This is a genomic window from Alistipes sp. An66, assembly GCF_002161445.1.
In the GTDB taxonomy this organism is placed as follows: Bacteria; Bacteroidota; Bacteroidia; order Bacteroidales; family Rikenellaceae; genus Alistipes; species Alistipes cottocaccae.
Window position 1 is genome coordinate 1 of record NZ_NFHT01000027.1, and the last position, 16,892, is coordinate 16,892.

The following is a 16,892-nucleotide window of genomic DNA, read 5'->3' on the forward strand; positions in this document are numbered from 1 at the left end:
TAGAATGAAGACTTGGATCCAACCCGTATCGCTTCTTCGCAATGATGAGCAGCAGATAGTCACAAATGGCTATCCATATCTGCGTGTACACGGCGTTCTTGGAAGTGCCGTAGAAAGTCTTGATGTGAAGATGCTGCTTGATCCATTTGAAGAACAGTTCTATCTGCCAGCGTTCATGGTAGAGTTCCGCAATAGTCAGCGGATCGTCAATCGCAAAGTTGTTGGTCAGAAATCGATATGATCTTCCAGTCTCAAAGTCTTCATATACAACAAGTCTCAATGTGTCTGGATACTTTCTGGTAGAGTAATATCCAGCAAGTCTGATAGTCTCATCCGAAAGAACGCCCGAGTCTTTGTTGACAGGTCTGGACTCAATAACCTCATAAGACATATTGTCCTTGGCGCGTGTAACAAAGTAGGCGCCCTTTACCTGGAAGTACTTATAAAGTTTCTCAAAGGCAACATATCCCCTATCCATCAGATAGAATGCACCTGCTTCAACAGGAATCTTGTCCATCACCCCGGCATCGTTAACCTTGCCTGGCGTGAGCATGACAAATGTGGGAATCGAGCCTCGCAGATCCATCAGTGTATGTATCTTGAACGCGCCCTTACCATGATGAAACTCGGTCCATGGACACAACTTAAGACACAGTTCAATGGTACTGCTGTCAAACGCATATATCATCTCCTCAAGACCAATTCGCAGCTTTTCATCCTTGTAAAGCATCGTGGCTTCCTTTACCAAAGTCATCGCAAAGTCTTGATATATACGCCAATCCTTCTTCTCGTTGGCCTCCGCAAGCGTGGATCGAGGTATTGCCTTGATTCCGGAGCGATAGAGGTCGCCGCAGAGGTTAAGTGTAGTCTCTATATCTCTCAAACCAGCTCTGTCAGTGAACTGTGCAAAACTCATCACCATGAACTGGTCACGACAATTGAATTTGATAGCATGCCGGTCACCTTTGTAGCGGTCGACACATTTCTTGAACTCGTATTCGTTAATGAGAGACATAATCTGAGCGAAGATTGTTTTTCCTTTGTTCATGGCTTGCGGATAACCTCTTGATGGCTACCGCAAAGTTACTGATGTTCTAATCGAAAAATTTTCTGATACTTGTAACTTATTGATGTTTAATAATTAAAACATTGTCGGAGAATTTTTCTCCGGACACTAGTGCATTGGAAACCATACCAACAAGATATGAATTGGAAAAGACCTTTCAGGATTTTGCTCTAACACTTGCTTCGGTATGCGACAGAACCGACAAAAAAAATGCACTTCGCATATTAAACTATACGCAGATTGAATTACAAGCAATATGCCGCCAGATCAAAGCAAACAAACTTCCTGTTATAATGTTGAATTATGCAATCAAAGCAGAGCAACTGCTAAAAGCTGAAAACAAAATATTATACTGCATCCTGAGATACCCCGAACAATTCATTTCAAATGATGATTCTTTTACTTCTCCCTTGTTTTGGTCCAAAAATTATCCTGCTATCTGTCTGTCTGAACTGCTCTGCGGAATCAATCTCTTGGGACCCAATCCTATTGTGTTAGCCGATGGCTCGGAGGCATCGTTCAATCAAATTGTGAACGTCTTTGAAAAGATGTTGAATGTCAAACTGGGTGATCCGCAAGATATTAAACGAAGGGTTCTGAACCGGAAAGTCCATATAACCCGATTTACCGATGCTTTACGTTATGCACTGCAAAATTGTGAGAAAAAATAAGCATTCATAATCAATGAATTATAATCAAAAAAAGTACATATGGCTATCCATATGTATTTTTTTTAATTTTAGGAATCCGGAATTTTGCCTCAGAACAAAACCTAATAAGCCATGTCGCCAAAAGAGGTAAAAAACAATGAATGCGAGTTGATAATGCTGATTAAAGAGATGCGTCATTCCAATCAAAACATTCAAAATACTTACGAATGTTTTGTAGAGCGAATTCAGCAAATCTCAAAGTTGAAAAAATATTCGAGTCTGGAAGCATTACAGGCTCTTGCCCGGATCCGAGAGAAGTTGGTTCAGTTACTGGAAAGCTATAACGATTCCGATTCATTGCAATGTCTGTTGATTCGTTCTTCTCTTTCGTTGGTTAATTTTGAAAAACAGATGATCTATTTGCAGTTAAAGTATCCAGGAATCCGAGAAATGCCGTCTGAGCATCATCATTCTCCCCTTAAAATTTCAAAAAAATACACCAATTCCGACCTGATGGAGGTGATCGCCGCCCTGTCGGCTGTGGGTTTTTTCTGCCAGCAGGACGATTCTCCGGCCACCTTCATGCAGGTGATCCGCGAATTCGAAATCCTCTGCAATACAAATTTCAAGAATCCGGACAACTGCCGCTGGGCCGTTCTGAACCGCAAGAACCGCCTGACCCACTTCCTCGACACGTTGCGAGGCACGCTGGTCGAATTAAGTCAAAAATGAATATTACCGGCCATCCGCGGCCTGGGAAGGTCGACTGGAACAGACGGCCTCATTCCTCCGCTATCTTGTCGTCCTTAAACCGACAAGTATGCAGCAGGAGGATGATTTGCGGGCATTGGAGAAGATTGTCCAGTTTGCCCGGGCCCTGGGAATCGTGTTTCTGGGACTGAACAGTTACTGGTTCTGTTACGACTGGTTCGCGCACCATGCGCTGACTGCTCCCGATGTGGACCGAATTTTCTGGAACCTTCAACAGTCGACCGGGCTCTTCACCTGGTCATCCATCACGAAACTCTGCGCCCTCTTCTTTCTGGTGCTGGGATGCTACGGCACACGCAGCGTGCGGGACGGGAAACCCTCGAAGCGGCAAATCCTCCTCCTGGCGCTGACCGGTTTCTTCCTGCTCTTCGGCAACGATCCGCTGCGGAGCCTTCCCGCGGGGCTGGAGGTCCGCTTCTGGAGCTATGTACTGACCCTGCTGAGCGGCTACCTTGCGCTGCTGACCGCCGGGGTGTGGGTCCGCCGCCTGCTGCATACGACCCTCGCCCGCGATCCCTTCAACGAGGACAACGAGAGCTTCGAACAGGAGGCGCGTCTGCTCGAAAACGAATACTCGGTCAACCTTCCGACCCGCTACTACTACCGGGGCGAGTGGCGGCCTGGGATGATTAACGTCATCAACCCCTTCCGGGCGACGATGATGCTGGGGACCCCCGGCTCGGGCAAGTCCTACGCCGTGGTGAACAGCTACATCCGCCAGCAGATCGAGAAGGGCTTCGCGATGTATATCTACGACTTCAAGTTCGACGACCTGTCGCTGCTGGCCTACAACCACTTGCTGCGCCATCTGGATGCCTACCCGACGCGGCCGCACTTCTGCGTCATCAACTTCGACGACCCCCGCCGTTCAAATCGCTGTAATCCCATCGCCCCGGAGTTCATGACCGACATCTCGGACGCCTACGAGTCGGCCTATACCATCATGCTGAACCTGAACAAGACATGGATCCAGAAGCAGGGCGACTTCTTCGTCGATTCGCCGATTATCCTGCTGGCAGCGATCATCTGGTACCTGAAGATCTACGACGGAGGCCGCTGCTGCACCTTTCCGCACGCTGTGGAGTTTCTGAACCAGCCCTACGAGAAGATCTTCCCGGTGCTGACCTCCTATCCCGAACTCGAAAACTACCTCTCGCCCTTCATGGACGCTTGGCGGGGCAATGCGCAGGACCAGCTGCAGGGGCAGATTGCCTCGGCAAAGATTCCCCTCTCGCGGATGATCTCGCCGCAGCTCTACTGGGTGATGACGGGCAACGACTTCTCGCTCGACATCAACAATCCGGCCTCTCCCAAAATCCTTTGCGTGGGAAACAATCCCGACCGGCAGAATATCTATTCGGCAGCCCTGGGCCTTTACAATTCGCGCATCGTGCGGCTCATCAACAAGAAGGGGCGGCTGAAATCCTCAATCATCATCGACGAGCTCCCGACAATCTACTTCCGGGGGCTGGACAACCTCATCGCCACGGCCCGTTCGAACCGCGTGGCTGTCTGCCTGGGCTTTCAGGACTTCTCGCAGTTGGAGCGCGACTACGGCGACAAGGAGGCGAAGGTGATCTTCAACACCGTGGGCAACATCTTCTCGGGGCAGGTGGTGGGCGACACGGCCCGCACGCTCTCCGACCGCTTCGGCAAGATTGTCCAGTTGCGTGAGTCGCAATCCGTCTCGAACGAGAACATCACCCATTCGACCAACACGCAGCTCGACGCGCTGATCCCGCCGTCGAAGATCTCGAACCTTACTCAAGGGATGTTCGTCGGTTCGGTGGCCGACAACGTGGACCAGCCCCTTCCGCAGAAGATTTTCCATGCCCGCATCGAGCTGGACAGCGCGGCGATTCAGGCCGAGGAGCGGCGTTTCGTTCCCATCCCGCAGATCTCCTCATTCCTCGACGAGGAGGGCTCGGACCGCATGGAGGAGATCATCCGTGAGAATTACTACCGCATCAAGGAGGAGGTGGTCCAGATTGTCGAGCGGGAGATCCGCCGCATCGAAAACAATCCCGACCTTGCGGGACTCCTGCCGAAGAAAAAGAAGTAAACCATCGTGCGGAAAACCCACGGCTGACGGCCATGCGCGGCCTGCGCAGGACGATTGGAAGCGACGGACATTCAGTTCTTTATATTCGTGGCATCAACCTTTTGTTTCACTTAAAACAGTTGCATTATGCCCGAAGAGAATCTGAATCAACCAATCAACCAGGCCCCGGAGCAGGCCAATCCCTCCTACAAGGAGACGCTGCTGCTCTACAACGAACAGAACGGCGCCGTAGAGGCCGTCTCGGAACTCAAGCAGGAGGGCCGCCAGTACAAGGCCATCACCACCTCGCCGCTCACGGCCAACAAGCCGGCCTTCTTCGACCTGCGGAACAGCTCGGCCGTGGGCGCCTTCATCAAGGGGTTCCTCTCGCAGGAGAATGCCAAACCGTTCCATTTTCTGAAGGTCGCGGCGGACAAGGCCAGCGAGGTGGCGCAATCGGTGCTGCGTCTGGCCGACAACCCGAAGGACCCCGAGGGACTGAAGGCCTTGAACGACCACCGCGTCACCTCGTACCAGCTCGAACGGGTCAAGTTCGACACGCAGGATTTGCACTTGCAGGAGTTGAAGGAGATGGGCGTCGTCGTTACGCCGAAGGAGCTGGAGGCGATGAAGCTGGGCCTTCCCACGACGGAGCTCCACAACATCAGTCTGAAGGTCGGCGACCTGTCCGTAGCCGGAGAGTTTGCCCTGCGTCCTTTCCGCGACCGGAACGGCGACGTGCAGGTCGGGCTCGAAAGCGCCCTGGCCCGCCCGGAGTTCGAACGCGAGGAGTTCCGAATGATGTTCACGGCCAGCGACAAAGAGCAGATGCTGTCGGGGAAGACCCCGGACCGCCTCTACGAGATGCCCAATCCGCATACGGGCGAAAAGGAGTGGTGCTACGTGACGCTGAACCCGGCGACCAACCGCTTCGTGACGGTCCCCCGGCGCGAAGTCCCCGAGCTGCGCTTCTTCAACGGCGTGCGGCTGACCGATGCCCAGCAGGAGAACCTCGCCTCGGGAAGCCGTGTGCAGGTCGAGGGGTGTACGATGCGCAACGGCGACATCACCTATTCGGGAAAGGTCGGCTTCGATGCCTTGACGCGCGAATACCGGATGACGGACTACCGTTACAGCAAACCCTACATTCCCGAGTCGCTTTCGAAGCAGCTGGACGAGCGGCAGCTCGCTGCCGTGAAGAGCCCCGAAGGTCTCGACTGTTCGAAGGAGAAGGCCCGCCCGATTCTCGGACGCAACGGCAAGCCGCTTTCGTGCATCATCCGGCTCAATCCCCGGACCAACGGCGTGGACTACGACTTCACGAACCTGCGCCGCCAGGAGCAGCAGGCCTCCCAGTCGAAACAGTCGGAGCAGAAACAGCCTTCGAAGCAGGAACCGGCGCCCGAAGCGCCGAGCAGGGGTCGGAAACGCTGATGCCGCACGACGATGGAACGACCCAATCAAACGTGGTTCAGCGAGCGCCTCCGGCAGTTTCTCGAGGAGCGGCATCCTTCGCAGCCCCGTTACCGGCGGATGATCGAGCGGCGCAGCCGGTTGGCATTCGAGGGCTATCGGCAAAGCATCGAAGCCGGTGTCCCGGTCGACCAGGCGATTCGTGTTGCCGACCGGATTCTGTTCCGAGGGCTGCTCTTCTCGCCTTACGATACGGTCCATCTAATCCTCGAGACCGACTACCCGGCCATTCCCCAAAGCCAGCGTCAGACGGTGGCGCTGAAGCTGATCCGAATCTGTTCGCCAATCTTTGAGCGCACGCCGCTGGGGGATGACTATGCCCAGCGTCCCGAATTCCGGCTGCTCAAGGAGCGGCTTCGACGAGCCATCCGCCGGTGGATTGACGAAAACGGTGTGCCGGGCTACCAGAGTCCCGAACGCCCGTCACCTTTCGCGAAACACTTCAAATAACCATCTTTCAATCACCTTTCAAATCTGACAACCATGAAAATCCGAATTTTTGCGATGGCGGCTCTCACCGCTGCGCTGCTTGCTTCGTGCAACAAGGAAACCGAAATGATGAACCCCGCTCCGGAGGCACGACCCGATGGTGCTTCGGTAACGATCACCCTCTCTTCGGGCGATGATGCGCAGACCCGCGCCTTCTTCGATGCCACGGCCACGGCCGAGGCGTGGGAGAAGACTCTCTCGTCGCTCTCGGTCTTCACGTTCAACACCTCGGGCGATCTGATCCTGCGCCGCGATTTCACGGTCTCGGAACTTGCCTCGAAATCGGCGACCTTCTCGCTTCCGAAGTCGGCGGCCGGAACCGAATGCTCGTTCTATGCCGTTGCGAACTACGACGCCTCGTCGGCCAAGACCCGGTCGGCACTCACGGCTCTCGTGGAGCAGTCGGCCGGAGACTATAACGGCACCTTCGCGGATGTCTCGACCAAGGCGCTGCGCTCGGGCGGCTTCGTGATGTCGGGCTCGACGACCAAGACCGTCGGTGCGGTGAATACCTCGACGCAGGTGGGTATCTCGCTCAAACGCACGGTGGCGAAGGTTGCCCTGCAGACCACGGTCGCCCCGGAATTTTCGGAGAAGTATCCCGGCTCGATCACGATCAACTCGGTGAAGCTCTCACGCGCCGCTTCGCAGTCGCTCGTCGTAGCCGGCGAGCCCTCGACGGGAGCCATGACCTACACGCATACCCAGACCCCGGGGACGGCCTCGTCGAAGTACAACAGCCTCTTCTACCTCTACGAGACGGGAACGCTCGATGCCGGAAGCCGCGTGCTGCTGGAGATCAACGCGACCTACGACAGCGACGGCAGCAGCTCGACGAGTGACGACCGTTCGGAGGTGACCTATTCGGTCGAACTGACGAGCAAGGCCGCGGGTCAGATCCTCCGCAACGGCTACTACCGGGTCGCCGCCAATATCACGGGCCTTGTGGGTCAGGATTGCCAAGTGTCGGTAACGGTTGCCGACTGGGAGACTCCCGTCACGCAGTCGGTTGATCTGGGCGCCTAATCCATGTGTTGCGGGTCCCGCCTTGCCCCGAGGGGTCGGACGGGACCCTTTTTCTAACCTTTCAAACACTGATTGTTATGAAACGAATCCAGCAACTGGTGCTCCTGCTGTCGGTCCTTCTTGTGACGTTGACCGGATGCCGGGAGAGCCTGAACGAGGAGGCCGTGGCGCCTCGCGGTGTGGCGGTCGAGATCGCCGTCCGTCCCGACGGGATGCAGGAGCAGACCCGCACGACGGACGAGGAGGCGATCGACGATCTGAACTTCTACCTCTATGACGACGACGGCGAACTGCTCCTGCATCGCTACCAGCAGGCGACGACCCTTCGCTTCGAGGTCGTGCCCGGACATTATCGGATGCGCCTTGCCGCCAACCTCGGCCGTGACCTCGGGGAGAACCCCTCGGAGGAGGAGCTGCGAATCTCGAACGCCGAAAGTTACGAACGCCTTCCGATGGCAGCCGAGGAGGAGCTCGATGTAACGGCCGCCGGAGCAAGCTGCTCGACCATCGAGGTTCGGCGGTGCGTGGCCAAGGTCTCCTACGAGATTGACGTCAAGGACCCCAATATCGAGCTGCGCTCCGTGCAGCTGATCTCGCTTCCGCGCACGGCGGCGCTCTTTGATCCTGAGGCAGCCCCGTCGTCCAATCCGGCCGACTATACGGACGGTCCCGAGACGACGCTCACGGGAACGGCGGCCTCGGGTGTCTGCTACCTGCTTCCGAATCTGCAGGGCACCGTTCCGTCGATCACGGACCAGCGGCAGAAGAGCCCCGAGAATGCTCCGGAGCATGCCTCGTACCTGCTGATCCGCGCCGCGAACGGCAGCCGGAACCTCCTCTATACGGTCTACCTGGGCGGCAACAACACCTCGGACTTCAACGTCCGGGCCAATGTCCACTATACCTTCCGTATCTCGATCTTGGGCGACGATGAGATCGACACGCGCGTCTATTCCTACTCGATTCAGGTGTGGGACGACTTCGATGACTACCGCTTTGGCGACTACTGCATTTACGAGGGGACGACGCTGCTGCATATCGACGTGGAGAACAACGACGAGGAGCTGCCGCTGGACGGGACGTTCGCCGTCGTGTCGGGCGAGAGCTCGAAGGTGTTTTTCGACGACTTCCACGGCGAATCGGGCCCGGATTTCAAGGTATATAATCCGAACGGCACCAATCTTCTCGGCGTGCAGTACAGCCCGACGGTTTACACCTCCTCGAACTCACGCTTTGCCTACCGCATTACGCTGCGGGATCCCTACGGGGGCTGCGGAACCTGCGACTTAGAGCACCGGATGGCCAACGTTGTCTATGCCAAACCTTCGACCGGCGGTACGATCACGGTTTCAGGTGCTTTGTGGAGCGGCGAGACCGGCTCGGGCGGGAGCCTTCGAAGCGTGGCGCTGTGCTACGAGCAGGGCTGCAGCCTGACGGCACGCGCCGGTGCGGGGTATCTGTTCGAGGGATGGTACTCGGACAGCGGCTATACGCAACGTCTCTCCACCTCGGCGACCTATGCGTTTCGCCCGCAGAAGACCCGCACGGAACTCTACGCTCGCTTTAAGGCTGAAGCCATCCCGCTGGATGAATACGGCACGGCGAACTGTTATATCGCCCGCAAGCTCAATACGACCTATTCGTTCGACGCTACGGTGCAGGGCAACGGGAAAACGACGACGAACATCCGCCCGCAACGCCTGAACGGAACATCCGCCATTCTGATCTGGGAAACCGGAACCGAACGGAACGCAATCATCACGGATGTCTCTTTTGCCGACGGACGAATCACTTTCACAACCGGCTCTAAACGGGGGAATGCAGGTATTGGCCTGCTCGACAGCCGTGGCGAATGTATCTGGTCGTGGCATATCTGGTCCGTAGACTATGATATTGAAAGCTCGGGACAGACCTATGCCTCGGGAGCAGTCTTCATGGATCGGAATCTCGGCGCCGAGACGACGGACTATACCCAACCCGCCTCTCGTGGATTATATTATGAGTGGGGCCGCAAGGACCCGATGATCTACTCCTCGCTGCTTCGTGAGGCCGTCTGGAATGAGCCGTGCCGTGGAGATGTTACGTATGCTCCCGGATTTGAATATGAGCTTTGTGATCCGCGGGAATATGGTGTTCCCTACGATGTGATGACGATCGAGTGGTCGATTCGGCATCCGACGTGGTACATGTACGACGCCACTTTTGAAGATTGGGAGCCGTGGGAATCGGTGTCGGACTGGCTTTATGATTCCAATTCGAATTTGTGGGGCAACCGAACCACCGGTTCGGAGATCATTATGATTACGGACAAGACGATCTATGACCCCTGTCCTCCGGGCTGGCGGGTTCCCGACCTGGAAGATTTCAAGGATATTAGCGTTGCTTCGGCCTCCGTGCCATATTATGCCACGATCTACTGCAACGGCTCACAGACGGCCAAGTACCCGCTGGGCGGATTTCTGAATGGCTCACGCTACGAAAATAACGGCGAGAACGCCTATGTCTATACGGCGTCACCGTACACCTGGAATGGCTCGAAACTCAACCATTTTGGGGTTGATTGCTCTTCGATCAACATCTCCGGAGCGTATCAAAGCATCTATGCGACCTCCTATTTCCGCTACGGAGCACATCCCGTCCGCTGCGTCCGTGAGTAAGACAAATGATTAAGACGATGAAACGACGACACATCATACCGATTCTGACGGTGCTGCTTATGGCCTTGTGGGGTTCGCCCCACAAGGCTGCGGCACAGATCTTCGCCGTGCGGGCCAATGCCTTGGCGGCCTGTACGGCGACGTTGAACCTCGGCGTCGAGGTGGCCCTGACGGACCGCTGGTCGCTGGAGGGAGCGCTGTTTTGGAACCCCCTGTGCACGGAGGCGCTTGCCACCTCGTTCCGCGCGGCGCAGCTCGGCGCCCGCTGCTGGTTCTACGAAACGCAGGTCGGCCCCTTTGTTGGGACACAGCTCTCGCATGTCAGTTACCTCGTCGGCCGCCGCACGCGCCGCTATGACGGACGTGCATGGGGTGCGGGCCTCTCCTGCGGCTATTCGTGGCTGCTCTCCAAACGGTGGAGCGTGGCCGTAGAAGGGGGCCTCGGGCTCTTCCATACGAAGGATACCCGACGTGACCCTAAGGTTTCGGACTGGGACGATGAATATATCTACCACACGCGACGCTGGACCTTGGCCCCTTCCCGCCTGGAGCTGTCGTTCGCTTACCTGTTTTAGCCATGAGAAAGCAACGAATCATTCTGGGCGGCATGCTCGCCGCCGCGATGTGTGCCGCGGCGGGCTGCTCGGTGGCGACACGCCTGGAGCGTCAGCGTGCCGTGGCGCACCTTTCGCAACTGACGCGCGCGGAGCGTCAGGCCCAGCGGCAGGACTACCGGCCGCAGGTCGTGCGGCTCCAGCGCGACAGCAACACCTTCTTCCTTGCGCCGGTTGATACACTGCCCGACGGCGAGCGGGTCATGTCGCTGCAGATCGAGCAGGTGACGGTCGTGGCGAAGGTCCGCTCGGTTCCCGAACGCAACGGGCGGGTGCACCTCGACTTTGTGGTTACGCTTCCGAAGCAGCTATTGGGCAGCAGCCGCAGCGTGGTCATCACACCTCTGCTGCACAAGCCCGACGGAACCGTTCCGCTGGAGGATCTCGTGATCCGCGGGGGCCGCTTCTCGCTGTTGCAGGAGCGCGACTACTGGCAGTACGAAACCTATGTGCGGCGCTTCCGGCCCGATACGCTGGGGCGGGAGGCGGCCTTCCAGCGCTTCGTGAAGTTTCCCTACCCGGAGGATGCGCGGCTCGATTCGCTGGTCGAGAGCCGCAGCACGATCACTTACTACTACTCGCAGGAGGTTCCGACGGACGAGACCTCGAAGAAGATGCTCATCACGCTCACGGGGAAGGTGCAGGCCGTGGACGACAGCGCCTACCGGCTGCCGCCCTCGGATACGCTGGCCTACCTCGTCTCGTCGATGCTCTCCTTTGTCGATACGCTGCCGCGCTACCGCATCCGTGTGATCGACAAGTACGTCACGGTCCGCGACCGCAACTACATCCGCTTTTTTGTGGGCGATACCCGGGTGGTGGATACGCTGGGCGACAACGGCCGCGAGCTGGAGAAGATCTCCGGCCTGATGCACCGGATCATCGAGCAGGAGGAGTTCTACGTCGATACGATCACTCTCACGGCCTCCTCCTCGCCGGAGGGGCGCTACGCCTTCAACGAGCGCCTCTCACGGGGGCGTGCCGAGGCGCTGAAACGCTACCTGGTGCGTCACTACGGCCGGGGCATCGACACGCTGCTGACGGTGCGGTGGGTCGCCGAGGCGTGGCCCGAGCTGATGAACCACATCCGCACGGATCCTATGCTGACGAACCGCGAGGCGCTGCTGAAGCTCCTCTCCGCGGAGCGGAATCCGGACCGACGCGAGCGGCTGCTGCGTGAACGTTTCCCCCGGGAATACGCCTATTTGAAGGAGGTGATCTACCCGCAGCTCCGCACCGTGGACTTCCGCTACAACCTCCGCCGCAAGGGGATGGTCAAGGATACGATCCACACCACGGAGCTCGACACGACCTATGCCCGGGGTGTGGAATTGCTGCAACGGCGTCAGTATGCCCGGGCGCTCTATATTCTCAACGACTACAACGACCGCAATACGGTGGTGGCACACCTCTCGATGGACCACAACGAGCGGGCGCTGGAACTGCTCTCGACGATGCCGACGGATGCCGTAACGGAGTACCTGCGGGCCATAGCCTGCTCGCGGCTGGGACGTAAGGCCGAAGGGCGCGAACACTTCCTCGAAGCCTGCCGCCGGGATGAACGCATGGAGTATAGGGGGAATCTGGACCCTGAAATCTCTGAACTTTTGAAAGAGTAAAAACGATGAAACGCAAACGCATAATAACGATTCTGACCTACGTTCTTCTGGCCGCAGCCTGGGGCGCGATCTTCATCTCGCTCTTCACGGCCTGCAACGTCTACGAGGATACGACGGTCGAGATCATCCGATGTCCCGAAATCCGGGATACCATCCAACTCCCGGAGTGGGAACCCATGGAATAAACAAAGGCTGCGAACTCAATCGCAGCCTTTGTTTTTTAATTGCTCTTGGGTACGAGAGGCCGGCAAAATTCCTTGTTGACCACCCGGTCGCGCATGGTCTGCATGGAATTGAAATTGCGCGAGATGTTCTGTATTATCTCAATGTAGTTGTCCCGCCATTCTCCTTGTTCATCCTGCCACTGATAGTAAAACGGCTTGATGGAAACACATTTCGGATGCTCGAACAACGTGTTCAACAAGGTGCGGTCCGAATTGCCGCAGGAGTGCCCCATGATGTAAATCTGATAGTAATCCGAATTGATGAATCGAAGCAGTTGACGATATTTGTCTGTCTCGAGATAGCGTATGGATTTGATATTTGTCAGATAATCGTTGTCGTTCAGCTTTGAGATTGTCTTGTAGTCATCGTCCATCTCATCCCCATAACCGAAAATAATATGGTTCAGATTATCTCCCAGTTTCCCATGGATGTGATTTACCTCGAAGCCCGAATTCTTGTAAAGATACATATCTGCTGTTGTTGTATAGTTGAAATTCAGCAGCAGAATCTGGTCCGGAAGCAGGAAAAAGTCCGGAACAATTTCTCTACGTTTATTGATATTACTAATATGTTGGGAATAATTAAAACGGTCTCCTCCAAATTGATAATTGGCATTAGCAATCTTTTTATTATATTCATCTATGTCTGAATGGTATGGATATCCGAATTGATTCAGAAAAAATTCTATCGCACTATCAGAATGTGTTGCCAAGAAGTTCAGTCGCTTTTTTGCAAAATCCTCGAATGCCGGTTGACCATCAATGGATATGTCTTGAGCCTCATAAGGTTCATGGATGGCCTTTCTGATACTCTCTTTTACCAAGTCCGGCTTTATCTGGTCTTTCTGGATACCATCTAAATACTCGATTAAGAGCCTTTTTATTTCATCCAATTCCTTGTTAAGTGATTTGGCTCCGTCATATCCACAATCACTTTCTCTGAAAATCCGTTTCAGCCAAAAATAATATTCCCCCTCTATATCTACCCAGTTCTTTGTTTCGAAGGATTTATTTATATGCTGAAAAAACGGTGTAGCCTCAATGAGAAATCTGTCTGGATTTGCTCGGACGGTCTTCATGACATCAGTTGGAGAAATTTTTGTCCCCGATGGAAAATGTCGTGAAGGAAAAATCCAATACCAGGGTTGCGATTCTCCTTTTTGTGAAATTGAGCATAACTCATCCGAGAGTTTATCACCTAGATATGCTCCTTGCAACCATTCTCCCCATTGCTCCCAATAGTGATTTATAAAGTCCTTGTAACTTGTAGGAAGATTATGCGCCAAATCAAATCCGTTTCCAATCAATATGATTCTGTTCATACCTGCTTGCGTATTACTGTTATCTACAAATATACGAAATAATTTTCTCGGATAGTCTTCGTCACCGCCGCCCAGTCCAGCAAGATAGCCACCCTGTGCAAAGATGCCAAGAGAACTGCTCTTGTCCTCGTTTGCGCAGGGGGGCTTTGTCTCTTTTGCTGTCCGGGCGTTCCGGACAGTTTCTAAAATCTTACCATTATGAAACTGTTGACCGAGGAGATTATCTCCCAATTCGAGGCCCATCCCATCGGGTCCCAGGACGGAAAAGGGCTCCATGCAGAAGTCCTTGTCAAATACTTCAACCCCTGCGGCAGCGGGACATGGCTCATCACCGAGGCCGAACGCGAAGGCGACGACTGGCGCCTCTACGGTTATTGCCATATCTTCGAATGGGAGTGGGGCTATCTGATGCTCTCGGAACTGGAATCGCTGCGACTGCCCTTTGGACTGCGTGTCGAACGCGACCTTTATACCGGCGGGAAATACCTCCGGGATTTCCTTTCCGAAGAGGAGAGCAGGCAACTGGCTGCGTTAAGCTGAAAAAACAGGAGCAACGGGCGATCCGTTGCTCCTTGTCTTATCGCTGAATCGGTTTGACGAGATTCTTTTCGAGAATCTTCGCAATCTCGGACATCGGGTAGAGAAACTTCCCGCCGAGGGTTGTGTAGGGGATAATCCGCTCGTCGCGGTAGGTCTGCAGTGACCGTTGGCTCAATCCGAAGAGGTTCCGCACCTCCTCGCTGGTCAGATAGGTCTCTGCATTGAGATGTGAGGGTAGGGTCTCGATCATCGCCTCGATCCGGTCGAGCGCCGCCAGCGCCTTCTCCTGAAGTTCCCTGTACTCCGGAGATTTCCGCGTAATCCACTCTTCCATTATGCCCCGGATTTGACCAGATTGGCCTCAAGGATGCGCTGGATGTCGCTTTCGCGGAAATAGACCTTGTTGCCGATCATCGAGTAGGGGATCTTCCGCTGCCGCCGGTAATATTGCAGCACCCGTTTCGAGACGCGCAGCATGCCGCATACCTCCTCCTGGGTCAGCCAGCCTCCGGGTTTGCGGGGCATGGTCTTCGTGGCCAGACAGATGATCCGGCTCTGAATCTGGTTGACGATCGCCTTCAGCTCCTCGAAGGCGGCCGCCTCAATCAGTTTACATTCCATAGTACACCATTGTTAGTTTGCAGGGACTCCGATTCCCGGAACCCGCCCGCAAAATAGGGCGGAATTCCGGAAAAGGTGCCTGGTGTCCTTTGCAGACCTTGCATGTCCGACATCGGGCTACAAAGCCATGTTTTCGGCGACGACCTCCATGTCGCGCATGATCGACGAGTCGAGAACCTTCGCATAGCGGCGCGTCATGTTGACGTTGGCATGGCCGAGCATTTTGGCAACATTGTCGATCGTGGCGCCGCTGGCCAGCGTCAGGGTTGCAAACGTATGTCGCGCGCAATGGAAGGTCAGTTTGTTTTTGATGCCGCATTGCTTGCCGATCTCGCGCAGAATGTCGTTGCAATGGCAGTTGCAGGGCATGTAAAAGACGTGGTTGTCGAGCCGTTGATCCGCGTATTTCTCGATGATGCGTTTGGGAATATCCAGCAGGCGGATGCGGCTCTCGGTATTGGTTTTCTTGCGCCGCGTGATGATCCACAGCTCACCGTCGAACATCGTTTGCAGGTTGTCCGTGGTCAGCCCTTTCACGTCGGCATAAGCCAACCCCGTGAAGATGGAGAAGACGAACAGATCGCGGATGCGGGCATGGGCCTTGTTGGCCGTTTTATAGTTCATCACGGCCTTGATCTCCTCTTGTGAGAGATAACCCCTGTCCACGCTTTCGGGGGAGTTGATATAGCCCGAAAACGGGTTGAACGGCAGGCGCCCGTCGTTGCGGGCGATGGCGACGATATGTTTCAAGACGATCATGTAGCCCCACACGGTATTTGTGCGGCATTTCTTCTCCGTGCGCAGGAAATACTCGAAATCGTTGATAAAGGTAAGGTTCAGTTCTTTCAGCGGGATGTCCTCCCGGTGGTAGGTATGGGCGAGGAACTCCCGCACGCGCTTACACACGCAGCAGTACTTTTTCCACGTGGCGATCTCACGACTGAAACCTACCTTTTTCCGGTATTCGACATTGTGCTGTTCGAAGAGTTTCAACAGCGTTTCCTGCTTTACTCCGATACCGAGGTAGGCATCCCGCAGTTTGGCGGCCGTGACATAGCCGTCCGACTGCATCAACTCCTGATAGCGGCGGTTCACCTCGACGCGGATTTTATCGACGGCAAGATTGATTTGCATGGCCTCGACGCTCTTGCCCGTCGCCCGGCCGTTCTTGACATCCCATAAACGCGGAGGAACGTCCATTTTGCAACTGAATTGTTTGACCTCGCCATCTACTGTAAGACGGCACATCAAAGGCAGATCGCCGTTGGGGCGGGCGCTGCCTTTCTTCACGTAAAATAAGACCCGAAACGTGCTTCGCATAATAAACCCGATTTTTGGTTACAAAATTAATACCTGTCGGGCCGTTTGCCAAGATGTAAAATTACGCAAAATACAGAAAAATAATATGTTACGCATAAACAGCAAAGTAAATTCCGCGTAATGATCTGGTAACGATTCTTTGTCGGCGATAGGCTGTAAAACCGTATCGAACCAATTTCCGCATAACGCAAATTAACGCGCTATTAATTACAAACCAACACTTTACACCTCTCGTTGCGCTATCCTGCTAATCCGCTGAAAGTTTATTTTAAACTTAAATTTATTTGGGTTTAATGGGTTGATTAATAGTATGCTATGTATTAAATTTTAAATTACATTCCATTAGCGTCCCGTTAAAATGGGACGAGTTAAACAATTAATCAAATAGCCCCGGAATAATGGGATTATATAGATCTTTGACATCATTGAAATTAGTCTTGTCGAACAGGTCACGCAAGT

General features: G+C 54.7%; 16 protein-coding genes. 11 read left to right on the forward strand and 5 right to left on the reverse strand.

Translation table 11 applies throughout. From position 1 onward, the window contains the following. Positions 1-1,048 (reverse strand): IS4 family transposase (locus B5G16_RS11910; protein WP_143260898.1); only part of this gene is annotated, 1,048 nt, incomplete at its 3' end. 161 nt (positions 1,049-1,209) lie between these two features. Between B5G16_RS11910 and B5G16_RS11915 the strand changes: the two genes are divergently transcribed. The 10 genes from B5G16_RS11915 (at position 1,210) to B5G16_RS11960 (ending at position 12,591) form a co-directional block, all read left to right on the forward strand. After that, positions 1,210-1,737, forward strand: coding sequence for a hypothetical protein (locus tag B5G16_RS11915; RefSeq protein WP_087264165.1), 528 nt, complete (start codon positions 1,210-1,212; stop codon positions 1,735-1,737). A gap of 111 nt (positions 1,738-1,848) precedes the next feature. Then, positions 1,849-2,448 (forward strand): hypothetical protein, encoded by a 600-nt coding sequence (locus B5G16_RS12675; RefSeq protein ID WP_143260899.1) that lies wholly within the window; start codon positions 1,849-1,851, stop codon positions 2,446-2,448. 88 nt (positions 2,449-2,536) lie between these two features. Then, on the forward strand, positions 2,537-4,549 hold the full coding sequence (mobC, locus tag B5G16_RS11925; protein ID WP_087264172.1) for a conjugal transfer protein MobC: 2,013 nt from the start codon (positions 2,537-2,539) through the stop codon (positions 4,547-4,549). Positions 4,550-4,675: 126 nt separating this feature from the next. Beyond that, positions 4,676-5,962, forward strand: coding sequence for a DUF3945 domain-containing protein (locus tag B5G16_RS11930; protein WP_087264175.1), 1,287 nt, complete (start codon positions 4,676-4,678; stop codon positions 5,960-5,962). Between the two features lie 12 nt (positions 5,963-5,974). Continuing rightward, positions 5,975-6,451: a DUF1896 family protein gene (locus tag B5G16_RS11935; RefSeq protein ID WP_087264178.1), complete on the forward strand. Its 477-nt coding sequence runs from the start codon at positions 5,975-5,977 to the stop codon at positions 6,449-6,451. 33 nt (positions 6,452-6,484) lie between these two features. After that, positions 6,485-7,516: a fimbrial protein gene (locus B5G16_RS11940; protein WP_087264180.1), complete on the forward strand. Its 1,032-nt coding sequence runs from the start codon at positions 6,485-6,487 to the stop codon at positions 7,514-7,516. A gap of 77 nt (positions 7,517-7,593) precedes the next feature. Further along, positions 7,594-10,173, forward strand: a complete 2,580-nt coding sequence (locus B5G16_RS11945) for a DUF4906 domain-containing protein (RefSeq protein WP_087264182.1) — start codon at positions 7,594-7,596, stop codon at positions 10,171-10,173. Between the two features lie 17 nt (positions 10,174-10,190). After that, positions 10,191-10,748: a DUF3575 domain-containing protein gene (locus B5G16_RS11950; RefSeq protein ID WP_087264205.1), complete on the forward strand. Its 558-nt coding sequence runs from the start codon at positions 10,191-10,193 to the stop codon at positions 10,746-10,748. A 2-nt stretch (positions 10,749-10,750) separates the two neighbouring features. Then, on the forward strand, positions 10,751-12,406 hold the full coding sequence (locus B5G16_RS11955; protein WP_087264184.1) for a hypothetical protein: 1,656 nt from the start codon (positions 10,751-10,753) through the stop codon (positions 12,404-12,406). Between the two features lie 5 nt (positions 12,407-12,411). Next, positions 12,412-12,591: a hypothetical protein gene (locus tag B5G16_RS11960; protein ID WP_087264185.1), complete on the forward strand. Its 180-nt coding sequence runs from the start codon at positions 12,412-12,414 to the stop codon at positions 12,589-12,591. 35 nt (positions 12,592-12,626) lie between these two features. On the opposite strand, the gene B5G16_RS11965 is transcribed toward B5G16_RS11960, so the two are convergent. Next, positions 12,627-14,195 carry an AbiH family protein gene (locus B5G16_RS11965; protein ID WP_162612071.1) on the reverse strand — a complete coding sequence of 523 codons (1,569 nt, stop codon included), beginning with the start codon at positions 14,193-14,195 and terminating at the stop codon, positions 12,627-12,629. Between B5G16_RS11965 and B5G16_RS11970 the strand changes: the two genes are divergently transcribed. Next, positions 14,151-14,492 (forward strand): DUF2958 domain-containing protein, encoded by a 342-nt coding sequence (locus tag B5G16_RS11970; RefSeq protein ID WP_087264191.1) that lies wholly within the window; start codon positions 14,151-14,153, stop codon positions 14,490-14,492. The genes B5G16_RS11965 and B5G16_RS11970 overlap by 45 nt on opposite strands. Before the next feature lie 37 nt (positions 14,493-14,529). Here the strand turns inward: B5G16_RS11970 and B5G16_RS11975 are convergent, their stop codons facing one another. From B5G16_RS11975 to B5G16_RS11985, 3 genes are all read right to left on the reverse strand, one after another. After that, positions 14,530-14,826, reverse strand: a complete 297-nt coding sequence (locus B5G16_RS11975) for a helix-turn-helix domain-containing protein (protein WP_087264195.1) — start codon at positions 14,824-14,826, stop codon at positions 14,530-14,532. Beyond that, positions 14,826-15,113 carry a helix-turn-helix domain-containing protein gene (locus tag B5G16_RS11980; RefSeq protein ID WP_087264198.1) on the reverse strand — a complete coding sequence of 96 codons (288 nt, stop codon included), beginning with the start codon at positions 15,111-15,113 and terminating at the stop codon, positions 14,826-14,828. Before B5G16_RS11980 ends, B5G16_RS11975 begins: the two co-directional genes overlap by 1 nt. Positions 15,114-15,230: 117 nt before the next feature. Beyond that, positions 15,231-16,433, reverse strand: a complete 1,203-nt coding sequence (locus tag B5G16_RS11985) for a site-specific integrase (RefSeq protein WP_087264202.1) — start codon at positions 16,431-16,433, stop codon at positions 15,231-15,233. Between the last annotated feature and the right edge of the window lie 459 nt (positions 16,434-16,892).